Below are 18,009 nucleotides of genomic sequence, written 5' to 3'. Positions count from 1 at the left end.
CCCGTCCCGCGTCGTGCGCGCCGCGTCGCGCCCGGTGGGCGGCCGGTGCGGCGTCCGGCGGGCGGCCCGTCCGTGACGGCGCGGACGTCCGCGGGCATAGTCTCGGTGGGCGATGACGACGACGGCGACGACACCCAGACGACGGACGGGCAGCACGGCGGTCGCCGTGCTGGTGGCCGGGACCTTCTTCATGGAGCTCCTGGACGGCACGATCCTGGCGACCGCCGCCCCGGCCATGGGGCGTGACCTCGGGGTCGACTCCGCCGCGGTGGGCGTCGCGATCACCGCGTACCTCGTGACCCTCGCGGTGTTCATCCCGGTGTCCGGCTGGCTCACCGACCGGATCGGCTCCCGGACCGTCTTCGCCGGGGCCATCGCGCTGTTCACGATCGCGTCAGCCCTGTGCGCGCTGTCCACCGGGCTGGTCGAGCTGACGCTGTGGCGCATCCTGCAGGGCCTCGGTGGGGCGCTCATGGTGCCCGTCGGCCGCCTCGTCGTGCTCCGGAGTGCTGGGCGCGAACAACTCGTCACCGCCATCGCCATCCTGACCTGGCCGGCCCTCGCCGCACCGATCATCGCGCCGTTCATCGGCGGGGTCCTCGTCGAGACGCTGACCTGGCACTGGATCTTCCTCATCAACATCCCGCTCGGCGTCATCGCCTTCGTCGCCGCCCTGGTGCTCGTGCCGCAGGAGCGTGCCGCGCAGCGCGTGCCGTTCGACTGGTTCGGGTCGCTGCTCGCCTGCGTCGGGCTCGGCTCGCTCGTGGTCATGGCGTCCTTGCTCGCGCTGGAGGTCGTGCCGGTCACCGCGGTCGTCGTCTCCGGGGTCCTCGGCGCGGTGTGCTGCTGGCTCGCGATCCGGCACTTCCGCCGGGCTCCGCACCCGATCATGGGGCTCGACGCGTTCCGACTCGAGACCTTCCGGGTGTCGCACGCCGGCGGCAGCCTGTTCCGCCTGGCGGTGTCCGCGGTGCCGTTCGTGCTCCCGCTGCTGTTCCAGGACGCCTGGGGCTGGAGCGCCGTGCTCGCCGGGTCCGCGGTGCTGTGGGTGTTCGTCGGCAACCTCGGCATCAAGCCGATGACGACCCCGTTCCTCCGCTGGTTCGGCTACCGCCCGGTGATCATCGTGTCGTCGGCCGTCGCCGCGCTGACCGTGGTCGCGATGGCGTTCATGACCGAGGACACCCCGTTCTGGCTGCTCGCCGTGCTGCTCGTCGTCAGCGGCGCAGCCCGCTCCGTGGGCTTCACGGCGTACAACACCATCGCCTTCGCCGACGTCGAGCAGGCCGACATGACCCCCGCGAACACGCTGTCGTCGACGCTGCAGCAGACCGCCGCGGGCTTCGGTGTCGCCGTCGCCGCCGTGGTCATCCGTGCGGCCTCCGGCCTGGGCGGTGACGGACCGTACACCGCCGCGTTCTGGGTCATCGCCGCCCTGCTCGTCGTCGCCTGCGTCGAGGGCATCCTGATGAGTCGCACAGCGGGCGACACCGTCCGCCCGGTCCGCCGTGTCCGCGCCTGATCCCGCCGCTGTCCGTTTCCGTCACGGTCACACGGACGAAACCCGGCAGGCGTTACAGTCTCAGCAACCGTCCGCGGTACCCGAGTACGGTGACCGCGGCAGGGTGACCGGAACACCCGGACAGGAAGGCAGCATGGCCGCGCCAGAGCAGCAGAGCACGATCGCATCAGAGCAGACCGTGCAGCCCACGCAGCTCCGTGTCGTCAGTTACAACCTCCGCGAGCACACCGCGAACAGCGAGCTCGCCGCACTGGCCGAGGCCTCCGACGCCGACGTCTTGTGCGTGCAGGAGTGCGACAGCAACGACCTCGCACCGTCGATCGGCGGCCTCTCGCTCGCCGCGTCGACCCGCACCAACCGACTCGGGCTCGCGATCTACAAGCGTGACGACCGCTTCGAGGTGCAGGACTTCAGCATCCACTCCCTGCAGAAGTCGCTCCACGACCGGGTCCTCGCACCCGCGCACGAGCGGCTCATCGCGATGCACCTGCGTGACACCGAGGCCGACGCCGAGGTCGTCGTCGCCTCGTTCCACGCCTCACCGCTCACCGCGACGAACTCCCTGCGCCGCAAGCAGATCGAGGCGGCGCACCAGTTCCTGCGCGAGCTGGCGAAGGACGTCCCCGCGGTCATGGTCGGTGACTTCAACTACCCGTGGTTCCAGACGAACCTGCGCCGCAAGATCGAGCAGCACGGCTTCGCCCTGTCGCTGTCCGACCAGCCGACGTACCTGCGCTACCGCAAGTTCACGGGCCACTTCGACTTCGCGACGAGCGTCGGCCTGCACATCGCCGGCGTCGAGACCCTGCCGGCCGGCATCTCCGACCACCGCCCGATCCTGGTGCGTGCCCACTACGAGCACCCGGGCGAGACCGGCGCTGTCACTACCGTCGAGGCTCCCGCCGCCTGACCCGGCGCTGCCGCTGCCGCTCGCCGCTCGTGTCGAGGTCGCTCGACGTGCCGAGGGTGTGGCGCCGAGTGGCCAGGATCTGTCGGTTGCGGGGGCGGCGGGCGACGGTTCGTGCACCTTCGCCGGAGGTGAGCGGGGAGTCGTGACCGCTCGGCAGTCGGTTGCCGGGCGTGTTGGCGGTTCGTCGGCGGCTCGTGCCGAGGTCGCTCGACGTGCCGGGGGTGTGGCGCCGAGTGGTCGGGAACTGTCGGTTGCGGGGGCGTCGGATGACGGTTCGTGCGCCTTCGGCGGAGGTGAGCGGGGAGTCGGGACCGTTCGGCAGTGGGTTGCCGGGCGCGTCGTCGGGCGGCGGCGGCTCGTGCCGAGGTGGCTCGACGTGCCGCGGGTGTGACGCCGAGTGGTCGGGATCTGTCGGTTGCGGGGGCGTCGGGCGACGGTTCGTGCGCCTTCGGCGGAGGTGAGCGGGGAGTCGTGACCACTCGGCGCACGAAGCTGGGCGCGTCCGTCCGAGCGGCGACGCACCGGAGGCCCGGTGCCGGTCTCGTGGACCGGCACCGGGCCTCCAGGGCGGTGCACCGGCGCCCCGCGAGCCTGCGTCAGCGACGCAGCGTCGCGCGCGCCAAGCGGTTGCCGATGAACTGGCCGAGCTGCACGATGACGACGATCGCCGCCACCGAGACGTAGACCACCCACCAGTCGTAGCGCTGCGAGCCGTAGGTGATCGCGTACTCGCCGAGTCCGCCGCCACCGATCAGCGCGCCCTGCGCCGTCATGTCGACGATGCCGATGTAGATGAACGTGTACCCGAGGATCAGGGGGCCGAGGCCCTCGGGGATGAGCACCGTCAGCAGGATCGACACGGGGTGCGCACCCGAGGCCCGAGCCGCCTCGACGACGCCCGGGTCGACGGACAGCAGGTTCTGCTCGACGATCCGGGACACCGCGAAGGCCGCGGCCAACGAGATCGCGAAGGTCACCGCGGGGACACCGATCGTGGTCTGCACGACGACCCGTGACAGCGGCGCGATCGCCGCGAGGAAGATCACGAACGGGATCGGGCGGATCAGGTTCACGAACACGTTGAGCACCGTGTACGCGGTGCGGTTGCCGAGGACGTTGCCCGGCCGGGTCGCGTACAGCAGCAGGCCGAGCGCGAGGCCGATGACCCCGGCGATGACCAGCGAGATCAGCGACATCACGATGGTGTCGCGGATGGCGGCGAGGAAGACGTCGAACGTGTCGATCACGCTCTGGAACGAGTTGTTGTTCACGCGGCGGCCTCCTCGTCGGTCGTGACGCCGTCGGCGCGGAGTGCGGCGATCGCGGCGTCGATGGCACCGGGATCGGCGTCAGGCGCGCCCGACCCGCCGGGACCGCCTGGCCGGCCTGGCCCGCCGCTGGCGTCGCTCAGCTCGTAGGTGAGCGACCCGATCCGGCGCTCCCGGATCTCGCCGACCCCGCCGTAGACGAGCTCGGCGGTGACCCCGGCGGCGCGGAACGCGGCGTCGATGCGGTTCTGCAGCCCGGCCTCGTCGGTGATCTGCACCGTGACGAGCCGACCCGGGTGGCGGTCCCGCAGGCGCCGGAGCGTCTCGGGGGAGGGCCGGTCGTGCAGCGCGGTGCGGACGAAGCGCTGTGCGGCGCCGGTCTTCGGCGTCGAGAACACGTCGTAGACGTCCCCGACCTCGACGACCCGCCCCTGCTCCATCACGGCGACCCGGTCGGCGATCTGCCGGACGGCGTCCATCTCGTGCGTGATGACGATGATGGTGACGCCGAGCTCCCGGTTGACGCGGCGGAGCAGCGCGAGCACCTCGGACGTGGTCTCCGGGTCGAGGGCGCTGGTCGCCTCGTCGGCGAGCAGCAGGTCGGGCGATGCGGCGAGGGCGCGGGCGATGCCGACGCGCTGCTTCTGGCCGCCGGACAGCTGCTCCGGGTAGGCGTGGGCGCGCTCGAGCAGGCCGACGAAGTCGAGCAGCTCGGCGACGCGACGGTTCCGCTCGGCCTTCGGCACGCCGGCGACCTTGAGCGGGTACGCGACGTTGCCGGCGATCGTGCGGGACCGGAACAGGTTGAACTGCTGGAAGATCATCCCGATGTTGCGACGCGCCAGACGGCGGTCCCGCTCGGGGATCGCCGTCAGTTCGCGGCCCGCGACGGTCACCGTGCCGGAACTCGGCAGTTCCAGCGCGTTGACCAGGCGGACCAGGGTGGACTTGCCGGCACCGGAGTACCCGATGACGCCGAGGACCTCTCCCTGGTGCACGTCCAGGGAGACGTCCTCGACGGCCACCACGGTCTCGCCGGTGTCGGCGCGGCGGTAGTGCTTCGAGACGCCGCGGAGTTCGACGAGGACCGGCACTACTGCTTGGCCGCCTTCGCGTCCTGCTCGACCTGGGCGAGCTCGTCCTGCAGCTTCGAGGCGCTCTCGTCGCGGGCGACGGCCTCGGGCAGGTCCTTCGCGAAGGCCTTCTGCACGGCGTCGTCCTGGAACAGCTCCGCCAGCTCGAGGTAGGTCTTGTTGCCCTTGTCCTCGTCGCGGACGGCGAACACGTTCACGTACGGGGCGGCGCTCGCGCTCGAGGGGTCGTCCTGGTAGATCGCGTCCGAGATCGGCAGGCCGGCGGCGGTGGCGAAGTTGTTGTTCACGACGGCGGCGGCGACGGAGCCCTGCTGCAGCGCGTTCGCGGTCTGCGAGGCGTCGAGGGGCTGGACGTCGACCTTCTTCGTCTCGATGTCGTCCGCGGTGGAGAACGCCGAGCCGCCGTCCTTGAGCGTGACCAGGCCCGCCGCCTGCAGGATCAGGAGCGCACGGGCCTGGTTGATCGAGTCGTTCGGGATCGCGACCTTCGCGTTCGCGGGCAGCTCGGACGGCTTGTCGTACTTCGTCGCGTAGAGCGGCAGCGGGTACACGGCGGTCGAACCGATCGGCTGCAGGTCGTCGTCGGAGGTGACGTTGTAGTCCGCCAGGTACTGGATGTGCTGGAACTGGTTGATGTCCAGCTGGCCGTCCTTGAGGGCGGGGTTCGGCAGCGAGTAGTCCGAGAAGTTCGTCAGCTTGACGGTGACGTTGAGCTTGTCCTTCGCGAGCTTCGTGTACGTGTTCCAGTAGCCGAGCGACTTGTCCGCGACACCGATCGTGACGGTCTTCGGGGCGGCGTCACCGGCGGCACCGGCGTCGTTGCTCCCGGAGCGGACGGCTCCGACGATGACGGCGACGACGATCGCCACGACGACGATCGCGGCGGCGACGATCCAGCCGATCGGGCGCTTGCCCTTCGGCTTCTCGGGCAGTGCGGGGGCTGCGGACATGCTGGTGCTCCTCGTGGGCCGTGCGTGTGGGGGAGCCGCGGTGGTCCGCGGCGTGGAGACGAGTGTGACGTGCGGTCCACCCCCGGGGCGAGTTCCGTTCCGCTGTGTTACATCGCCACCAGTGCGCGGCCCGCTGACCGTCACGGGGCACCTCGCGGTCCCGGTTGGTTGACTCTGACCGTGCGCAGCATCGAACTCGTCCTCGGTCCGGAGTCGGACGCCGCCGTGCGGTCCGCCTGGCAGGCCCTGATCGACGCCGACCTGCCGAGCCTCGGCCGGCACCCGTCGCCGTCGAACGCTCCGCACGTCACCCTGGCCGCCGGGGACACGCTGCCCGTGCCGGCGGGGTTCCGCACGTCGGTCCCGACCTCGATCCGGCTCGGCGGGCTGCTGCTCTTCCCCGCGGGTGCCGGTCGGTCGGTCCTCGTGCGCGCGGTGGTCGTCGACGCGGCACTCACGACCTTCCACGGCGAGGTGCACGCGGTCGCCCCCGGCGGCGTCGAGACGTCCGTGCCCGGGCACTGGTCGCCGCACGTCACGCTGGCCCGCCGGGTTCGTGACGAGGACCTGCCGCGCGCCGTCGCTGCGCTGCGCGCCGTGCCGCTGCCGGAGACGCTCGACGTCGGCGGCGTCCGGCACTGGGACGGCGAGACGCGGACGATCACGCCGCTCGCGTTCACGACCGACTAGCGGGGCACGCATCGGGTGCGTTCCCGCCTCTGGAACCAGGTTCCGGACACAGCACCGCGCGATCCCGTGGTGCCGTGTCCGGAACCTGGTTCCGGGGCACGGCCTGGAGGCCCGGCTCAGGTCCCGAGCACCCGCTCGCCGAACGCGGATGCGAACGTCCGCTCCGGGTCGGCCCGGGCGACGAGGTCGCGGAAGTCCGCCAGCCGCGGGTACAGCCCGGCGATCGCCGCGTGGTCGAGCGAGCTCATCTTGCCCCAGTGCGGTCGGCCGTTGAAGGCTGCGAGCCGGGACTCCAGGTCGGGCAGGAGCGCGGCGACCTCGGCCGGGTGCTTCTTCCAGGTGAACGCGATGCAGAGCACGTCCTCGCCCTGGGTCGGGCTGAGCCAGAGGTCGTCCGCCGCCATCGTCCGGAGTTCGCAGACGTGCAGGTGCGGCTGGATCCGGTCGGCGAGCCCCCGGAGCGCATCGAGGGCGGCCGCCGCGTGCCGGAGCGGGACGAAGTGCTCGCTCTGCACCTCGGACCCGTGGCTCGGGACGGACCCGATCGGGAAGTGCGGCAGGCGGTCCCACCACGGGCCGACCGAGCCGTCGCGCGCGGTCCGGCGGTCGTCGCCGGGGGTGCCGGGCAGCCGGCGTGCGCCGGCCAGCCCTTCGGGCACCGGCACGTCCTCGGCGCCGTCGGAGACGCGTGACTTCACCAGGACCTCGGTGATCGCGTCGCCGAACACCGTGTAGGCGCACACCGAGTACGCGGCGGCGTGCACCTCGGCGACGTTCGCCGTGAAGGTGTCCCAGGGGATCGCGCCGTAGACGTCCTGACGCATCCGGTAGGCAGGTTCCACGTCGAGGGTCACCCGGGTCACGATGCCGAGCAGTCCGAGGTGCAGCACGGCACCGTCGAACGCGGGGTCCGTCCGGTCGAGAGTCCGGGCGGTTCCGTCCGGACCGAGCACCTCGAACGCGCGCACCGCGGTGGCGAGCGACCCCAGGGTCGTGCCGGAGCCGTGGGTGCCCGTCGCGACCGCACCGCCGACCGAGATGTGCGGCAGGGACCCCGTGTTGTGCAGGGCGAACCCGGCCCGGTCGATGTCGGCCGCGACGTCGCCGTACCGAGTGCCGGCCCCGAGCGTGACGGTGCGGTGCTCGGCGTCGACGACCAGGTCGGTGGGGATGCCGGTCAGGTCGAGCAGGGTGCCCGCGGTGTCGGCGACGTCGTTGAACGAGTGCCGGGTGCCGAGGCCGTGCACCCGATCGGCGTCGGCCACGACCTGGGCGGCCTCGTCGACCGACGACGGGCGGACGACCCGTTCGGCCGTGTACGTGACCGTGCCGGACCAGTTGAGCTCGCTCGTCGTCGACCGCATGGCGCCCACCCTGCCACGTGGGCCGGAGACGGGAGCGGGCCGGGCGCCGGGCGCCGGTCCCGTCACGGGTTCGGCGTCCGGCCCTGCTCGTCGGTCAGTGCGCGAGGCTCGTCGGTCAGTGCACGGGCGGGGGCGTCGGCGCGCCTTCGGGCACCTCCGGCCGGCGGACGAACACCGACGCCAGGATGCCGAACAGCGAGATGATCGCGCCGACCATGAAGGCGGTGCCGACGCCCGACGCGGTGGCCACCTGGACCCCACGGGCACCGGAGCCCTCGACGGCGGTGGCCGCACCGATCGTCAGCAGCGTGACGAACAGGGCCGTGCCCGCCGCACCGGCGAGCTGCTGCGCCGTGCCGAGCACCGCGCTGCCGTGCGAGTACAGCTTCGGGGGCAGCCCACCGAGCGCCGCGGTGAACAGCGGCGTGAAGGTCAGGGCCAGGCCGATGCTCAGCACCACGTGCGCACCGAGGACGAACCACACGCTGGTGTCGACGCCCACGGTGGAGAGCGCCCAGAGCACGGCGCTGACGATGATCGATCCGGGGATGAGCAGCACGCGCGGGCCACGGCGGTCGTAGATGCGACCGACGATGGGGGAGAGCAGGCCCATCAGCAGGCCACCGGGGAGCAGCAGCAGGCCGACCTGCAGGACCTCGAGGCCGAGGACGCGCTCCAGGTAGATCGGCAGCAGGATGAGCGTGCCGAACATCGCCATGAAGCTCAGGCCCATCGCGACGATCGGCACCGTGAAGCCACGGGTGCGGAAGGTGCGCAGGTCGAGCAGGGCGCTGTCGGTGCGCTGCAGGCGCGTCTGCCGGACGATGAACACCGCGAGGGCGACGGCACCGACGACCAGGGCGGTCACCGGGACGAGCGGACCGGTCGTGCCGGCTTCGCCGATGCTGGACAGGCCGTAGACGATGCCGCCGAACGCGAAGGCGGAGAGCACGACCGAGACGACGTCGATCGGCGCCTTGCGCGGCGTCGAGACGTTCTGCACCTTGACCATGCCGAGGATGAGCGCCGCGATCGCGATGGGCAGCACGAAGCCGAACAGCCAGCGCCACGAGAACGCGTTGAGGATCAGGCCGGAGATCGTCGGGCCGATGGCCGGAGCGACCGAGATGACGATCGAGATGTTGCCCATGATGCGGCCACGGTGCGCGGGGTCGACGAGGGTCAGGACCGTCGTCATCAGCAGCGGCATCATGATCGCGGTGCCGCTGGCCTGCACGATGCGGCCGACGAGCAGGACGGTGAAGCCCGGCGCGAGCAGGGCGATCAGCGTGCCGACCGAGAACAGGCCCATCGCCCAGACGAACACCGGTCGCGTGTTGAAGCGCTGCAGCAGGAACCCGGTGATCGGGATGACGACCGCCATGGTGAGCAGGAAGCCGGTGGTCAGCCACTGGCCGGTCGCGGCGCTGATGTCCAGGTCGTCCATGAGCCGGGGCAGGGCCACGCCCATGATGGTCTCGTTGAGGATGACGACGAACGCGGAGACGAGCAGCAGCCCGATCACGAGTCGGGTCTCGGCAGCGGACGGCTGCGAGACGCTTCCCGTGCGGGGGGCGGAATCGACGGCCTGGGTCATGCGGGTGCTCCTGGTGGGTCACGACGGGTGGAACGGGTGTGGCGCAGGACGCGCAGACAGGCCAACTCCCTGAGTGGATGCGATTATTCCGCTTCGCTCCGACATCCGCAGGTGAACGATCGGTGCCGAGCACGCCGGTCGTCGGCGCAGCTCCCACGCACGTCGGCTCAGTGCAGGATCGCGAACCCGTCGGCGTCGCCGTGCGGTACCACCGACCGCAGGCTGACGTCGGTCACGGTCGCTGACGGCGGCCCGGTGCGCAGGCACTCGACCAACGAGTCCACAGCGACCGAGGGTCCCTCTGCCTCGACCTCCACCGTGCCGTCCCAGAGGTTCCTCGCGTAGCCGACGAGGTCGAGCCCGTCGGCCTTCCGAGCGGTCCAGTACCGGAAGCCGACCCCCTGGACCGTCCCCGACACCACGGCATGCACCCTCGTCACCGTCGTCATGTCCTCCACGCTAACCGCGGCGGCCTCCCGGGAGTTTTCGGCCCCGTGACGATCTGTTTCCGGCTCGTGACGAGCGCACCGCGTCGGCAGTGATAGTGTCATCCCAACCCGAACACTTCGAGTCAGATTGACACTATCTCCACCATGGACGAAGCAGGCATCCGCGTCGCGGTCTCCACCGTGATCGTCGCACTGCGCCCGCACCCCGACACCGGGGCCCCGGCGCTGTGGATGCCGCTCGTCCGTCGCGTCGCCGAACCGTTCGAGGGTTCCTGGGCGCTCCCCGGCGGCTGGGTCGGCGACGACGAGGGCCTCGAGGACTCCGCGGCCGCCCGACTGCGCGAGACGACGAACGTCCAGCCGCGGTACCTCGAGCAGCTGTACGCGTTCGGTGACGTCGGACGCTCCCCGAGCCGCGTGGTGTCGATCGTCTACTGGGCGCTCGTGCACCCGGACGAGGCGAACGTCGTGCCCGACGACTGGAACGTCCGGTGGTTCCTGGCCGACGAGCACCCGCCGCTCGCCTTCGATCACGACCGCATCGTCGAGTACGCCCTGTGGCGGCTGCGCAACAAGATGTCGTACTCGCGGATCGCGCAGGCGTTCCTCGGCGACCGCTTCACCCTCGCCGAACTCCGGGGCGTGTACGAGGCGGTGCTCGGCCGAGCACTCGACCCCGCGAACTTCCGTCGGCAGGTCGAGAAGACCGACGCGGTCCTGCCGACCGACGAGACCACGAGCGGGGGCCGGCACCGTCCGGCCCGGCTGTACCGCTCGAACCCCGACCTGGCCTACGCGGACAACGGCCCGCTGCAGACCGGGGCCGATCAGCACCAGCAGCGGAACCGATAGGAAACCCCGTGTCCATCGCCACGACGATCGAACTCATCTCCAACGGCAGGGCCGCAGGCAGCACCTGCACGCCCGACCTCGCCGTGCCGACGTGGGACTTCGACTCCCGCCCCGGGTACGGCCCGGGGTCGTCGATGTCCGACGTCATCCCGACGAGTGCCCCGCGCCAGGGTGTCCTGCCCGACGAGTACAAGACGGCCCCGACCGACGAGCTCCACGAGCGCATCGAGCGGGCGAAGGCCACCCTCGGCGACCGGGTCGTCGTCCTCGGGCACTTCTACCAGCGCGACGAGGTCGTCCGGCACGCGGACTTCCTCGGCGACTCGTTCCAGCTCGCGAACGCCGCCCTGACGAAGCCCGACGCCGAGGCGATCGTGTTCTGCGGGGTGCACTTCATGGCCGAGACCGCCGACATCCTGGCGCGCGACGACCAGCGCGTGATCCTGCCGAACCTGGCCGCCGGCTGCTCGATGGCCGACATGGCGGACATCGACAGCGTCGAGGCGGCGTGGGCGGAGCTGACGGCGGTGTACGGCACCGAGCCCGACGCCGACGGTCGCGTCCCCGTGATCCCGGTCACCTACATGAACTCCGCCGCCGACCTCAAGGCCTTCTGCGGTCGCAACGGCGGCATCGTGTGTACCTCGTCGAACGCCGCGACGGTGCTCGAGTGGGCCTTCGAGCGCGGGCAGCGCGTCCTGTTCTTCCCCGACCAGCACCTCGGCCGCAACACCGCGAAGGCGATGGGCATCAGCACCGACCTGATGCCGATGTGGAACCCCCGGAAGCCCCTCGGCGGCAACGAGACGAGCGACCTCGAAGCGGCGAAGGTCATCCTCTGGCACGGCTTCTGCTCGGTGCACCGCCGCTTCACCGTCGACCAGATCGACCAGGCCCGCCGCGAGCACCCGGGCGTGCAGGTCATCGTGCACCCCGAGTGCCCGATGGCCGTCGTCGACGCCGCCGACCACGCCGGCAGCACCGACCTGATCCGGAAGACCGTCGCCGCGGCCACCGAGCCGACCACCTTCGCGATCGGCACCGAGATCAACATGGTGAACCGGCTCGCCGCCGAGTACCCGCAGCACACGATCTTCTGCCTCGACCCGGTCGTCTGCCCCTGCTCGACGATGTACCGGATCCACCCGGGCTACCTCGCCTGGGTGCTCGAGGCACTCGTCCGCGGCGAGGTCCTCAACGAGATCGTCGTCCCCGCCGACGTGCAGGCCGACGCCAAGGTGGCGCTCGAGCGCATGCTCGCGGCCAAGCCCCGCGGCTGAGACGCGGACCCGACCGAACGAGGGAGACCACCGTGCACGTCGTCATCGTCGGGTCCGGCATCGCCGGCCTGACCGCAGCGATCCGGGCCAGTGCCCTGCACGACGTCACCCTGGTGACGAAGGGGGCGCTCGCCGACAGCGCCACCGCGTACGCCCAGGGCGGGATCGCGGTGGCGCTCGGCGCCGACGACTCCGCGGCGCTGCACCAGGCCGACACCCACGTCGCTGCGGCGGGCAGCGCCGACGCCCGGGCCGTCGAGGTCCTGTGCACCGACGGCCCGGCCCGCGTCCGCGACCTGCTCGCCCTCGGGGTGCCCTTCGACCGGTCGTCGGACCCGGCGACCCTCGACCGGTACGGCGACGACCTCGCCCGCGGTCGTGAGGCCGCGCACGGCCGGTGGCGCGTCGTGCACGCCGACGGTGACGCGACCGGAGCCGCCATCGAACGCACCCTCATCGCGGCACTGCACCGCCGACACGTCACGATCCTCGAGCGCACGAGCCTGACCGACCTGGTCGTCCGCGGCGGCGTGGTCGTCGGCGTCGACGTCCTCGACCTGCTCGGGGAACCCCGCCGGCTCGACGCGGACGCCGTCGTCATCGCCTCCGGGGGAGCCGGGCACCTGTACCGCGAGACGACGAACCCCCTGGTCGCGACCGGTGACGGGGTCGCCGCCGCCTGGCGCGCCGGCGCCGTCCTCGCCGACCTGGAGTTCGTCCAGTTCCACCCGACGCGGCTGGCCGTCCCCGGTGGCGGCCTGGTGTCCGAAGCCGTCCGGGGTGAAGGTGCTGTCCTGCGCGACGCCGCCGGGCACCGCTTCATGACCGACGTGCACCCGGACGCCGAGCTCGCTCCGCGTGACGTCGTCGCCCGGGGGATCGCCGCCGCGGTGCGCGACCAGGGCGGCGCACCCGTGCTCCTCGACGCCACCGGCCTCGACGCCGGGTTCCTGGTCACGCGGTTCCCCGGACTCACCCGGGCCACCCGCGCCGCCGGCTTCGACTGGACCCGCGAAGGCGTCCCCGTCGCACCGGCCGCGCACTACTCGATGGGCGGCATCGCCACCGACGCCGAGGGCCGCACCAGCCTGCCCGGACTCCTCGCCGTCGGTGAAGCCGCCTGCACCGGGGTCCACGGCGCCAACCGGCTCGCCTCGAACTCCCTGCTCGAGGGACTCGTCTTCGCGGTCCGCGCAGCGGACGCGGTCGCTGCACCGCGACCCGGCCTGCTCCGCCTGCGCGGGGACGCCGGTCTCCACGTGACCAGGGTGCCCCGAGCGGCCGACGCGATCCGCGCCTCTCCCCACCTGCTCGGCCGTCACGCCGCTCCGCAGGCTCCGCAGCGCGCCGGAACCGGCAGGCGTGGGCCCAGTCCGACCCTGCCTGGAGGCGCGACCCACCTCGACGACGTGGGCGCCGTCCGGCAGGCGGTCCAGTCCGTCATGACGGACCGCGTCGGGCTGCTCCGTGACGCCGTCGGGCTGGCCAGCGCACGCCGCGACCTCGACGCGCTGACGGCGCCGACCGGCGGCGGCGTGCGCGAGCACGAGGACCGTGCGCTGCTCGACCTGGCGCGACTCGTCGCGCTCGCCGCCGAGGCCCGCACCGAGTCCCGCGGGGCGCACGCCCGCACCGACCACCCCGACACCGACCCCACCGCCCCGGCCTCGTACGCCTGGGTCGCCGACCACACCGACGCACACCCCGACGCACACCCCGACGAGCACACGGACGAACGCGCCGACGGCTCCGCAGCCGTCCCGCAGGAGGTACCCGCATGACCACCGACCCCGGCACCATCCCGCCGCACGCGCTCCGTCGCGTGATCGAGACCGCGCTCGAGGAGGACGCGCCCTGGGGCGACGTCACCAGCGAGACCCTGATCCCCGCGGAGGCGACCGCGACCGCGACCCTCGGCGCGCGCGAGCCCGGCGTGCTGAGCGGCGGTGCGGTGTTCGTCGCCGTGATGCACGCCGTCGACCCGTCGATCCAGGCCGTGGTGCACGTCGCCGACGGCACCCACTTCGCGGCGGGCGACGTCCTCGCGACCGTGACCGGGTCGGCGCGGGCCGTGCTGCGGGCCGAACGAGTCGCCCTCAACCTGGTCCAGCGGATGTCGGGCATCGCGACGACCACCGCGGCCCACGTCGCGGCCGCCGCGGGCACCGCTGCGCGGATCGTCGACACCCGGAAGACGACGCCGGGCCTCCGAGCACTCGAGCGGTACGCCGTCCGGTGCGGTGGCGGACACAACCACCGCACCTCGCTCTCGGACACCGTGCTCGCCAAGGACAACCACCTGGCGGTGCTCCTGGCCGGCGGGATCGGCATCGGCGACGCGATCGCCCGGGCCCGCCAGCGCCTCGGGCACACCGTGCACGTGGAGGTCGAGGTGGACCGCATCGACCAGATCGAACCCGTCGTCGCGGCCGGGGTCGACACGATCATGCTCGACAACTTCACCCCGGACGAACTCGTGATCGGAGTCGGCATCGTCGCCGGGCGCGCGCTCGTCGAGGCCTCGGGAGGCGTGTCGCTCGACACCGTCGCGGCGATCGCGGCCACCGGCGTCGACGTCATCTCGGTCGGGGCGCTGACCCACTCGGCTCGGGCACTCGACCTCGGGCTCGACATCGACGTCGCGGTGCCCGAGCACGTCGCGGTGCCCGTGCGGGACTAGTCGTGTTCTACCTGGACCGCGCCGCCACCACCCCGGTCCGCCGCGAGGTGCTCGAGGCGATGTGGCCCTACCTGACGGGGGTGTTCGGCAACCCCTCGTCGACGCACGGCGTCGGGGACGAGGCCGCGCGGGGACTCACCGCCGCACGGGCCGCCGTCGCCGGGGTGCTCGGGTGCCGGCCCGCCGAGGTCGTCTTCACCACCGGCGGCACCGAGGGGGCGAACACCGCGATCAAGGGGATCGCCCTCGCCGCGCCCCGCGGTCGGCACGTCGTCACGAGCGCCATCGAGCACGAGGCGGTGCTGGAGAGCTGCGCGTACCTCGCCCGCTTCCACGACTTCGACGTCACCGTGCTGCCCGTCGGGCCGGACGGCCGCGTGGACCCGGCGGTGCTGCGAGCGGCCCTCCGCCCGGACACCACGCTCGTCTCGATCGCGCACGCCGACAACGAGATCGGCACCGTGCAGGACGTGCCGGCGCTGGCGGCGGTGGCGCACGAGGTCGGGGCGCGGTTCCACACCGACGCCGTGCAGTCCGCGCCCTGGCTGCCGATCGGTCTCGGGGCCCTGGGCGTCGACGCGCTGTCGTTGTCGGGGCACAAGCTCGGCGCCCCGAAGGGCACCGGCGTGCTCGCCGTGCGCTCCGGCGTCCCGCTCGAGCCGCTGCTGCACGGCGGGGGACAGGAGCGGGGGCGGCGGTCCGGCACCGAGGACGTGGCCGGTGCCGTGGCGGTGGCGGCCGCCCTCGGCCTGGCGGCGGAGACGGTGCGGTCGGGGGAGGGCACCGCGACCACCGTGCGCGACGCGGTGCTCGACGGCGTGCTCGCCGCGGTGCCCGGCGCGTTCGTCACCGGGTCGCGGGAGCACCGGCTGCCCGGGCACGCGTCGTTCTGCTTCCCGGGCGTCAACGGCGAGACCGTCCTGCTCGAGCTCGAGCAGCGCGACGTGGTGTCGTCGTCGGGCAGCGCCTGTGCCGCGGGCAGCACCGAGGCCTCCCACGTGCTCACGGCGCTCGGGATCCCCGAGGACGTGGCGCGCACCGCGCTGCGCCTGACGTTCGACGCGGCCCTGACGGCCGACGACGTCCCGGTCGTCGTCGGGGCCGTGGCCGACGCCGTGGCGACCGTCCGTGCTCTCGGCTGAGGTGTACTAGACGTTCTACTCCATCTCTGGGTACGTGTCCCCCCTTCTGCGGACAACCGATCTGCGTCAGAGTGTCGTCATGGCAAACGCGATGATGACCCGGACACGACGGGACGACCGCTTCCGAGCGGTGCAGCTCCTGCCGGCGCCGGCCACCCTCGTCGCGCTCGCCCTGGCAGCGCAGCACGACCTCGGCACGGCCCCGCTCGGGATCATCGCCGTGGTCGGAGCGCTCGCGACCGCCGGGAGTGCCCTGCTCCCGATGGTCCGGCCAGCCGCCGCCCACCGGTCGATGCCCGCACCGGCCGAGACGGACCGGTACCGAGAGGACACCGAACACCCTTGAGGTCCACCACCGTGCGGTTCCCCTGAACCGAGCCGCGCGGTGGACCCAGACCGGATGTCGACCCCCTGATCGACGTCCGGCGCGGGGCGCGACGTTCCCCCTGTCGTCGTGTCCCGCCGTACACCGCGATCCCGCCGTGGGTCGACGTCCGCACCCCTGAGCGGCGTCGGTTCCCCTGCAGCCCACGGCGGGATCCGGTTCCCCGGTAGCGTCGTCGCATGCCCTCGTACCGCGTGACCCTGGCGATCGGCGCCCTCGCGCCCGGCACGGCACCGGACGCCGTCCTGCCCGCCGCTGCCGCCCTGGTGCGCGAACACGCCGTGGTCGAGGCCGAGGACGTCCGGCTGCTCCGTGGCGTCCCGTGCGCGGTCGTGCGCTTCGAGGCCGAGGACGACCGTGTCGCCGCGGGCGTCCGTGACGCCGCCGTCGACGGGCTGCGGGACGTGGTCGAGATCCGCTCCGACGTCGTCACCCGGCGCGAGGGCGGTCGCTGGATCCCGGTCGCCTGACGGTCGGGCGCTTGCCTGACGGTCAGACGGTGTGCGTCGCCGGTTCGGAGGTCCCCGGCCAGACGTAGTCCAGGTCGTCCGGCACGTCGGGGAACAGCTCCCGGTAGTGCTCAGGCGCCTTCTGTACGAGCTTCGACCGGTGCGAGACGTGCAGGGCCTCGTCGTCGTTCCACGGCGGGATCGGCACGCCGCCGCGCTCGTACGCCGCCAGGTCCTCCGGTACGCGGCCCAGGTCGAGCAGGGTCTTCTCGAGGCACGTGTCGGCGTACCCGCGCTCGGCCCAGACGCGGCACGTGGCCTCCTGGTACGCCATCAGCGCCGGACGGTAGCCGCGCCACATCGCCGTCACCGGGTGGTGCTGCCAGCCGTAGTCGGGGAGCGTCAGTGCTCGCATCACCTGCAGTGTCTCGACCCGCTGCTTGCCGAGCCGCCGGTCGTCGAGGACCTCGGCGGATGCCCGGAAGTCGGCGTACGGCAGGAAGGTCTGCATGGCGCGGACGCTACCCCGACCGACTGGCACCCGACACATGTCGTCACGAACGTGCCGCCCGCCCCGGCAGCGTGTGAGCATCGACCGCATGAGCGGAGAACTGGTCGTCGGCGTCAGTGGCAGCCCATCGGACCCCTCGCGGACCTCGACCCTGGTCGCGGCGACGGTGGCACGGTTGGCCGAGGAGATCGACGGCGCCCGGACCGAGACGATCGAGATCGGGCCGCTGCTGGCCGACCTCGGAGCGGCGTCGGGTCGCGAGACGATGTCCGACCGCACCCGCCAGGCCCTCGAGACGGTGGAGGCCGCGGACGTGCTCGTCGTCGGCAGCCCGGCCTTCCGGGCGGCCTACTCCGGTGCCTTCAAGCTGTTCTTCGACTGGGTCGGCCAGTACGACCTCGTCGACACCCCGGTGCTCCTGACCGCGACCGGTGGCAGCGACCGGCACGCCCTGCTCGTCGAGCACCAGATGCGCCCGCTGTTCGGGTTCTTCCAGTCCACCACCCTGCCGCTCGGGGTGTTCGGGAACGAGCGGGACTTCACCAAGCGCGAGGGTGGCTACGACATCGCGAGCGTCGACCTGGAGCTCCGCATCGACCAGGCCGTGCGCCGGGCCGTGCCGCTCATCCGCGGCGGCTTCGCCACCGCCGGCCTGACCGACGTGCGGCGCCCCGCCGAGTTCTGATCAGCGTGCGCGCGCCCGGCTCTTCCAGGCGTACCTGGTGCTTCCGGGCGTACCGGGTCGGAACTCCTCATCAGGTACGCCCGGAACCACCTTGCATCGCGCGTGCGATGGGAAGGAACGGGCGCGACCCAGCGTGACCAGCAGGCGGACTGGAGGCCCGTGGCGACGCCGCCACGGGCCT

Annotated in this window: 18 protein-coding genes; 11 read left to right on the top strand and 7 right to left on the bottom strand. The window is 72.4% G+C overall.

Features of this window, described 5'->3' with window-relative positions; translation table 11 throughout:
• Nucleotides 1-112 precede the first annotated feature (112 nt).
• A complete protein-coding gene (locus tag ORG17_RS12565) occupies nt 113-1,522 on the top strand; it encodes an MFS transporter (RefSeq protein ID WP_071247565.1) in 1,410 nt (469 codons plus the stop codon).
• 133 nt (nt 1,523-1,655) lie between these two features.
• The gene (locus ORG17_RS12560) at nt 1,656-2,432 is read left to right on the top strand and encodes an endonuclease/exonuclease/phosphatase family protein (protein WP_214527910.1); all 777 of its coding nucleotides are present in this window, start codon (nt 1,656-1,658) and stop codon (nt 2,430-2,432) included.
• 596 nt (nt 2,433-3,028) lie between these two features.
• On the opposite strand, the gene ORG17_RS12555 is transcribed toward ORG17_RS12560, so the two are convergent.
• The 3 genes from ORG17_RS12555 to ORG17_RS12545 are packed head-to-tail and all read right to left on the bottom strand — an operon-like array spanning nt 3,029 to nt 5,744.
• Nucleotides 3,029-3,703 (bottom strand): methionine ABC transporter permease, encoded by a 675-nt coding sequence (locus ORG17_RS12555; protein ID WP_017888525.1) that lies wholly within the window; start codon nt 3,701-3,703, stop codon nt 3,029-3,031.
• Complete coding sequence (locus ORG17_RS12550) at nt 3,700-4,794, bottom strand: methionine ABC transporter ATP-binding protein (protein WP_214525444.1); 1,095 nt, start codon at nt 4,792-4,794, stop codon at nt 3,700-3,702. The genes ORG17_RS12555 and ORG17_RS12550 overlap by 4 nt, the downstream gene beginning before the upstream one ends.
• Nucleotides 4,794-5,744 carry a MetQ/NlpA family ABC transporter substrate-binding protein gene (locus ORG17_RS12545; RefSeq protein ID WP_214526048.1) on the bottom strand — a complete coding sequence of 317 codons (951 nt, stop codon included), beginning with the start codon at nt 5,742-5,744 and terminating at the stop codon, nt 4,794-4,796. The genes ORG17_RS12550 and ORG17_RS12545 overlap by 1 nt, the downstream gene beginning before the upstream one ends.
• A gap of 180 nt (nt 5,745-5,924) precedes the next feature.
• Here ORG17_RS12545 and ORG17_RS12540 point away from each other — a divergent pair, with 180 nt between their 5' ends.
• Complete coding sequence (locus ORG17_RS12540; RefSeq protein ID WP_173034733.1) at nt 5,925-6,434, top strand: 2'-5' RNA ligase family protein; 510 nt, start codon at nt 5,925-5,927, stop codon at nt 6,432-6,434.
• Nucleotides 6,435-6,550: 116 nt separating this feature from the next.
• Here the strand turns inward: ORG17_RS12540 and ORG17_RS12535 are convergent, their stop codons facing one another.
• From ORG17_RS12535 to ORG17_RS12525, 3 genes are all read right to left on the bottom strand, one after another.
• Entirely contained in the window at nt 6,551-7,798 is a 1,248-nt protein-coding gene (locus tag ORG17_RS12535; RefSeq protein ID WP_214526047.1) for a D-arabinono-1,4-lactone oxidase, read from the bottom strand.
• A gap of 115 nt (nt 7,799-7,913) precedes the next feature.
• Entirely contained in the window at nt 7,914-9,395 is a 1,482-nt protein-coding gene (locus ORG17_RS12530) for an MDR family MFS transporter (protein WP_027466292.1), read from the bottom strand.
• Nucleotides 9,396-9,562: 167 nt separating this feature from the next.
• Nucleotides 9,563-9,844, bottom strand: coding sequence for an acylphosphatase (locus ORG17_RS12525; protein ID WP_071247546.1), 282 nt, complete (start codon nt 9,842-9,844; stop codon nt 9,563-9,565).
• Nucleotides 9,845-9,988: 144 nt separating this feature from the next.
• On the opposite strand from ORG17_RS12525, the gene ORG17_RS12520 reads away from it, so the two are divergent.
• The 7 genes from ORG17_RS12520 (at nt 9,989) to ORG17_RS12490 (ending at nt 16,653) form a co-directional block, all read left to right on the top strand.
• Nucleotides 9,989-10,696 carry an NUDIX hydrolase gene (locus ORG17_RS12520; protein ID WP_035808830.1) on the top strand — a complete coding sequence of 236 codons (708 nt, stop codon included), beginning with the start codon at nt 9,989-9,991 and terminating at the stop codon, nt 10,694-10,696.
• A gap of 8 nt (nt 10,697-10,704) precedes the next feature.
• Complete coding sequence (gene nadA / locus ORG17_RS12515) at nt 10,705-11,976, top strand: quinolinate synthase NadA (RefSeq protein WP_214526046.1); 1,272 nt, start codon at nt 10,705-10,707, stop codon at nt 11,974-11,976.
• Between the two features lie 32 nt (nt 11,977-12,008).
• Nucleotides 12,009-13,757, top strand: a complete 1,749-nt coding sequence (locus ORG17_RS12510) for an L-aspartate oxidase (RefSeq protein ID WP_214526045.1) — start codon at nt 12,009-12,011, stop codon at nt 13,755-13,757.
• A complete protein-coding gene (nadC, locus tag ORG17_RS12505; RefSeq protein WP_214526044.1) occupies nt 13,754-14,656 on the top strand; it encodes a carboxylating nicotinate-nucleotide diphosphorylase in 903 nt (300 codons plus the stop codon). The genes ORG17_RS12510 and nadC overlap by 4 nt, the downstream gene beginning before the upstream one ends.
• A 2-nt stretch (nt 14,657-14,658) precedes the next feature.
• The gene (locus ORG17_RS12500) at nt 14,659-15,798 is read left to right on the top strand and encodes a cysteine desulfurase family protein (protein WP_214526043.1); all 1,140 of its coding nucleotides are present in this window, start codon (nt 14,659-14,661) and stop codon (nt 15,796-15,798) included.
• 79 nt (nt 15,799-15,877) lie between these two features.
• The gene (locus ORG17_RS12495) at nt 15,878-16,144 is read left to right on the top strand and encodes a hypothetical protein (protein WP_214526042.1); all 267 of its coding nucleotides are present in this window, start codon (nt 15,878-15,880) and stop codon (nt 16,142-16,144) included.
• Nucleotides 16,145-16,362: 218 nt separating this feature from the next.
• The gene (locus ORG17_RS12490; RefSeq protein ID WP_214526041.1) at nt 16,363-16,653 is read left to right on the top strand and encodes a hypothetical protein; all 291 of its coding nucleotides are present in this window, start codon (nt 16,363-16,365) and stop codon (nt 16,651-16,653) included.
• 22 nt (nt 16,654-16,675) lie between these two features.
• Here ORG17_RS12490 and ORG17_RS12485 read toward each other — a convergent pair whose 3' ends face one another.
• Complete coding sequence (locus ORG17_RS12485) at nt 16,676-17,143, bottom strand: MSMEG_6728 family protein (RefSeq protein WP_214526040.1); 468 nt, start codon at nt 17,141-17,143, stop codon at nt 16,676-16,678.
• Nucleotides 17,144-17,231: 88 nt separating this feature from the next.
• Here ORG17_RS12485 and ORG17_RS12480 point away from each other — a divergent pair, with 88 nt between their 5' ends.
• Nucleotides 17,232-17,828, top strand: coding sequence for an NAD(P)H-dependent oxidoreductase (locus ORG17_RS12480; RefSeq protein WP_214526039.1), 597 nt, complete (start codon nt 17,232-17,234; stop codon nt 17,826-17,828).
• The last annotated feature ends 181 nt before the right edge of the window (nt 17,829-18,009 follow it).

It is taken from the genome of Curtobacterium flaccumfaciens pv. betae, assembly GCF_026241855.1.
In the GTDB taxonomy this organism is placed as follows: Bacteria; Actinomycetota; Actinomycetes; order Actinomycetales; family Microbacteriaceae; genus Curtobacterium; species Curtobacterium flaccumfaciens.
Note: the sequence above shows the minus strand (reverse complement) of the source record. Positions and strands in the feature narration are given on the sequence as shown.

Bases quoted from the DNA above. Each gene is read 5' to 3' on its own strand.
- ORG17_RS12525 (WP_071247546.1), bottom strand. From the start codon at position 9,844: ATGACGACGGTGACGAGGGTGCATGCCGTGGTGTCGGGGACGGTCCAG.
- ORG17_RS12565 (WP_071247565.1), top strand. From the start codon at position 113: ATGACGACGACGGCGACGACACCCAGACGACGGACGGGCAGCACGGCG.
- ORG17_RS12520 (WP_035808830.1), top strand. From the start codon at position 9,989: ATGGACGAAGCAGGCATCCGCGTCGCGGTCTCCACCGTGATCGTCGCA.
- nadC (WP_214526044.1), top strand. From the start codon at position 13,754: ATGACCACCGACCCCGGCACCATCCCGCCGCACGCGCTCCGTCGCGTG.
- ORG17_RS12480 (WP_214526039.1), top strand. From the start codon at position 17,232: ATGAGCGGAGAACTGGTCGTCGGCGTCAGTGGCAGCCCATCGGACCCC.
- ORG17_RS12545 (WP_214526048.1), bottom strand. From the start codon at position 5,744: ATGTCCGCAGCCCCCGCACTGCCCGAGAAGCCGAAGGGCAAGCGCCCG.
- ORG17_RS12530 (WP_027466292.1), bottom strand. From the start codon at position 9,395: ATGACCCAGGCCGTCGATTCCGCCCCCCGCACGGGAAGCGTCTCGCAG.
- ORG17_RS12495 (WP_214526042.1), top strand. From the start codon at position 15,878: ATGGCAAACGCGATGATGACCCGGACACGACGGGACGACCGCTTCCGA.
- ORG17_RS12490 (WP_214526041.1), top strand. From the start codon at position 16,363: ATGCCCTCGTACCGCGTGACCCTGGCGATCGGCGCCCTCGCGCCCGGC.
- ORG17_RS12535 (WP_214526047.1), bottom strand. From the start codon at position 7,798: ATGCGGTCGACGACGAGCGAGCTCAACTGGTCCGGCACGGTCACGTAC.
- ORG17_RS12560 (WP_214527910.1), top strand. From the start codon at position 1,656: ATGGCCGCGCCAGAGCAGCAGAGCACGATCGCATCAGAGCAGACCGTG.
- ORG17_RS12485 (WP_214526040.1), bottom strand. From the start codon at position 17,143: ATGCAGACCTTCCTGCCGTACGCCGACTTCCGGGCATCCGCCGAGGTC.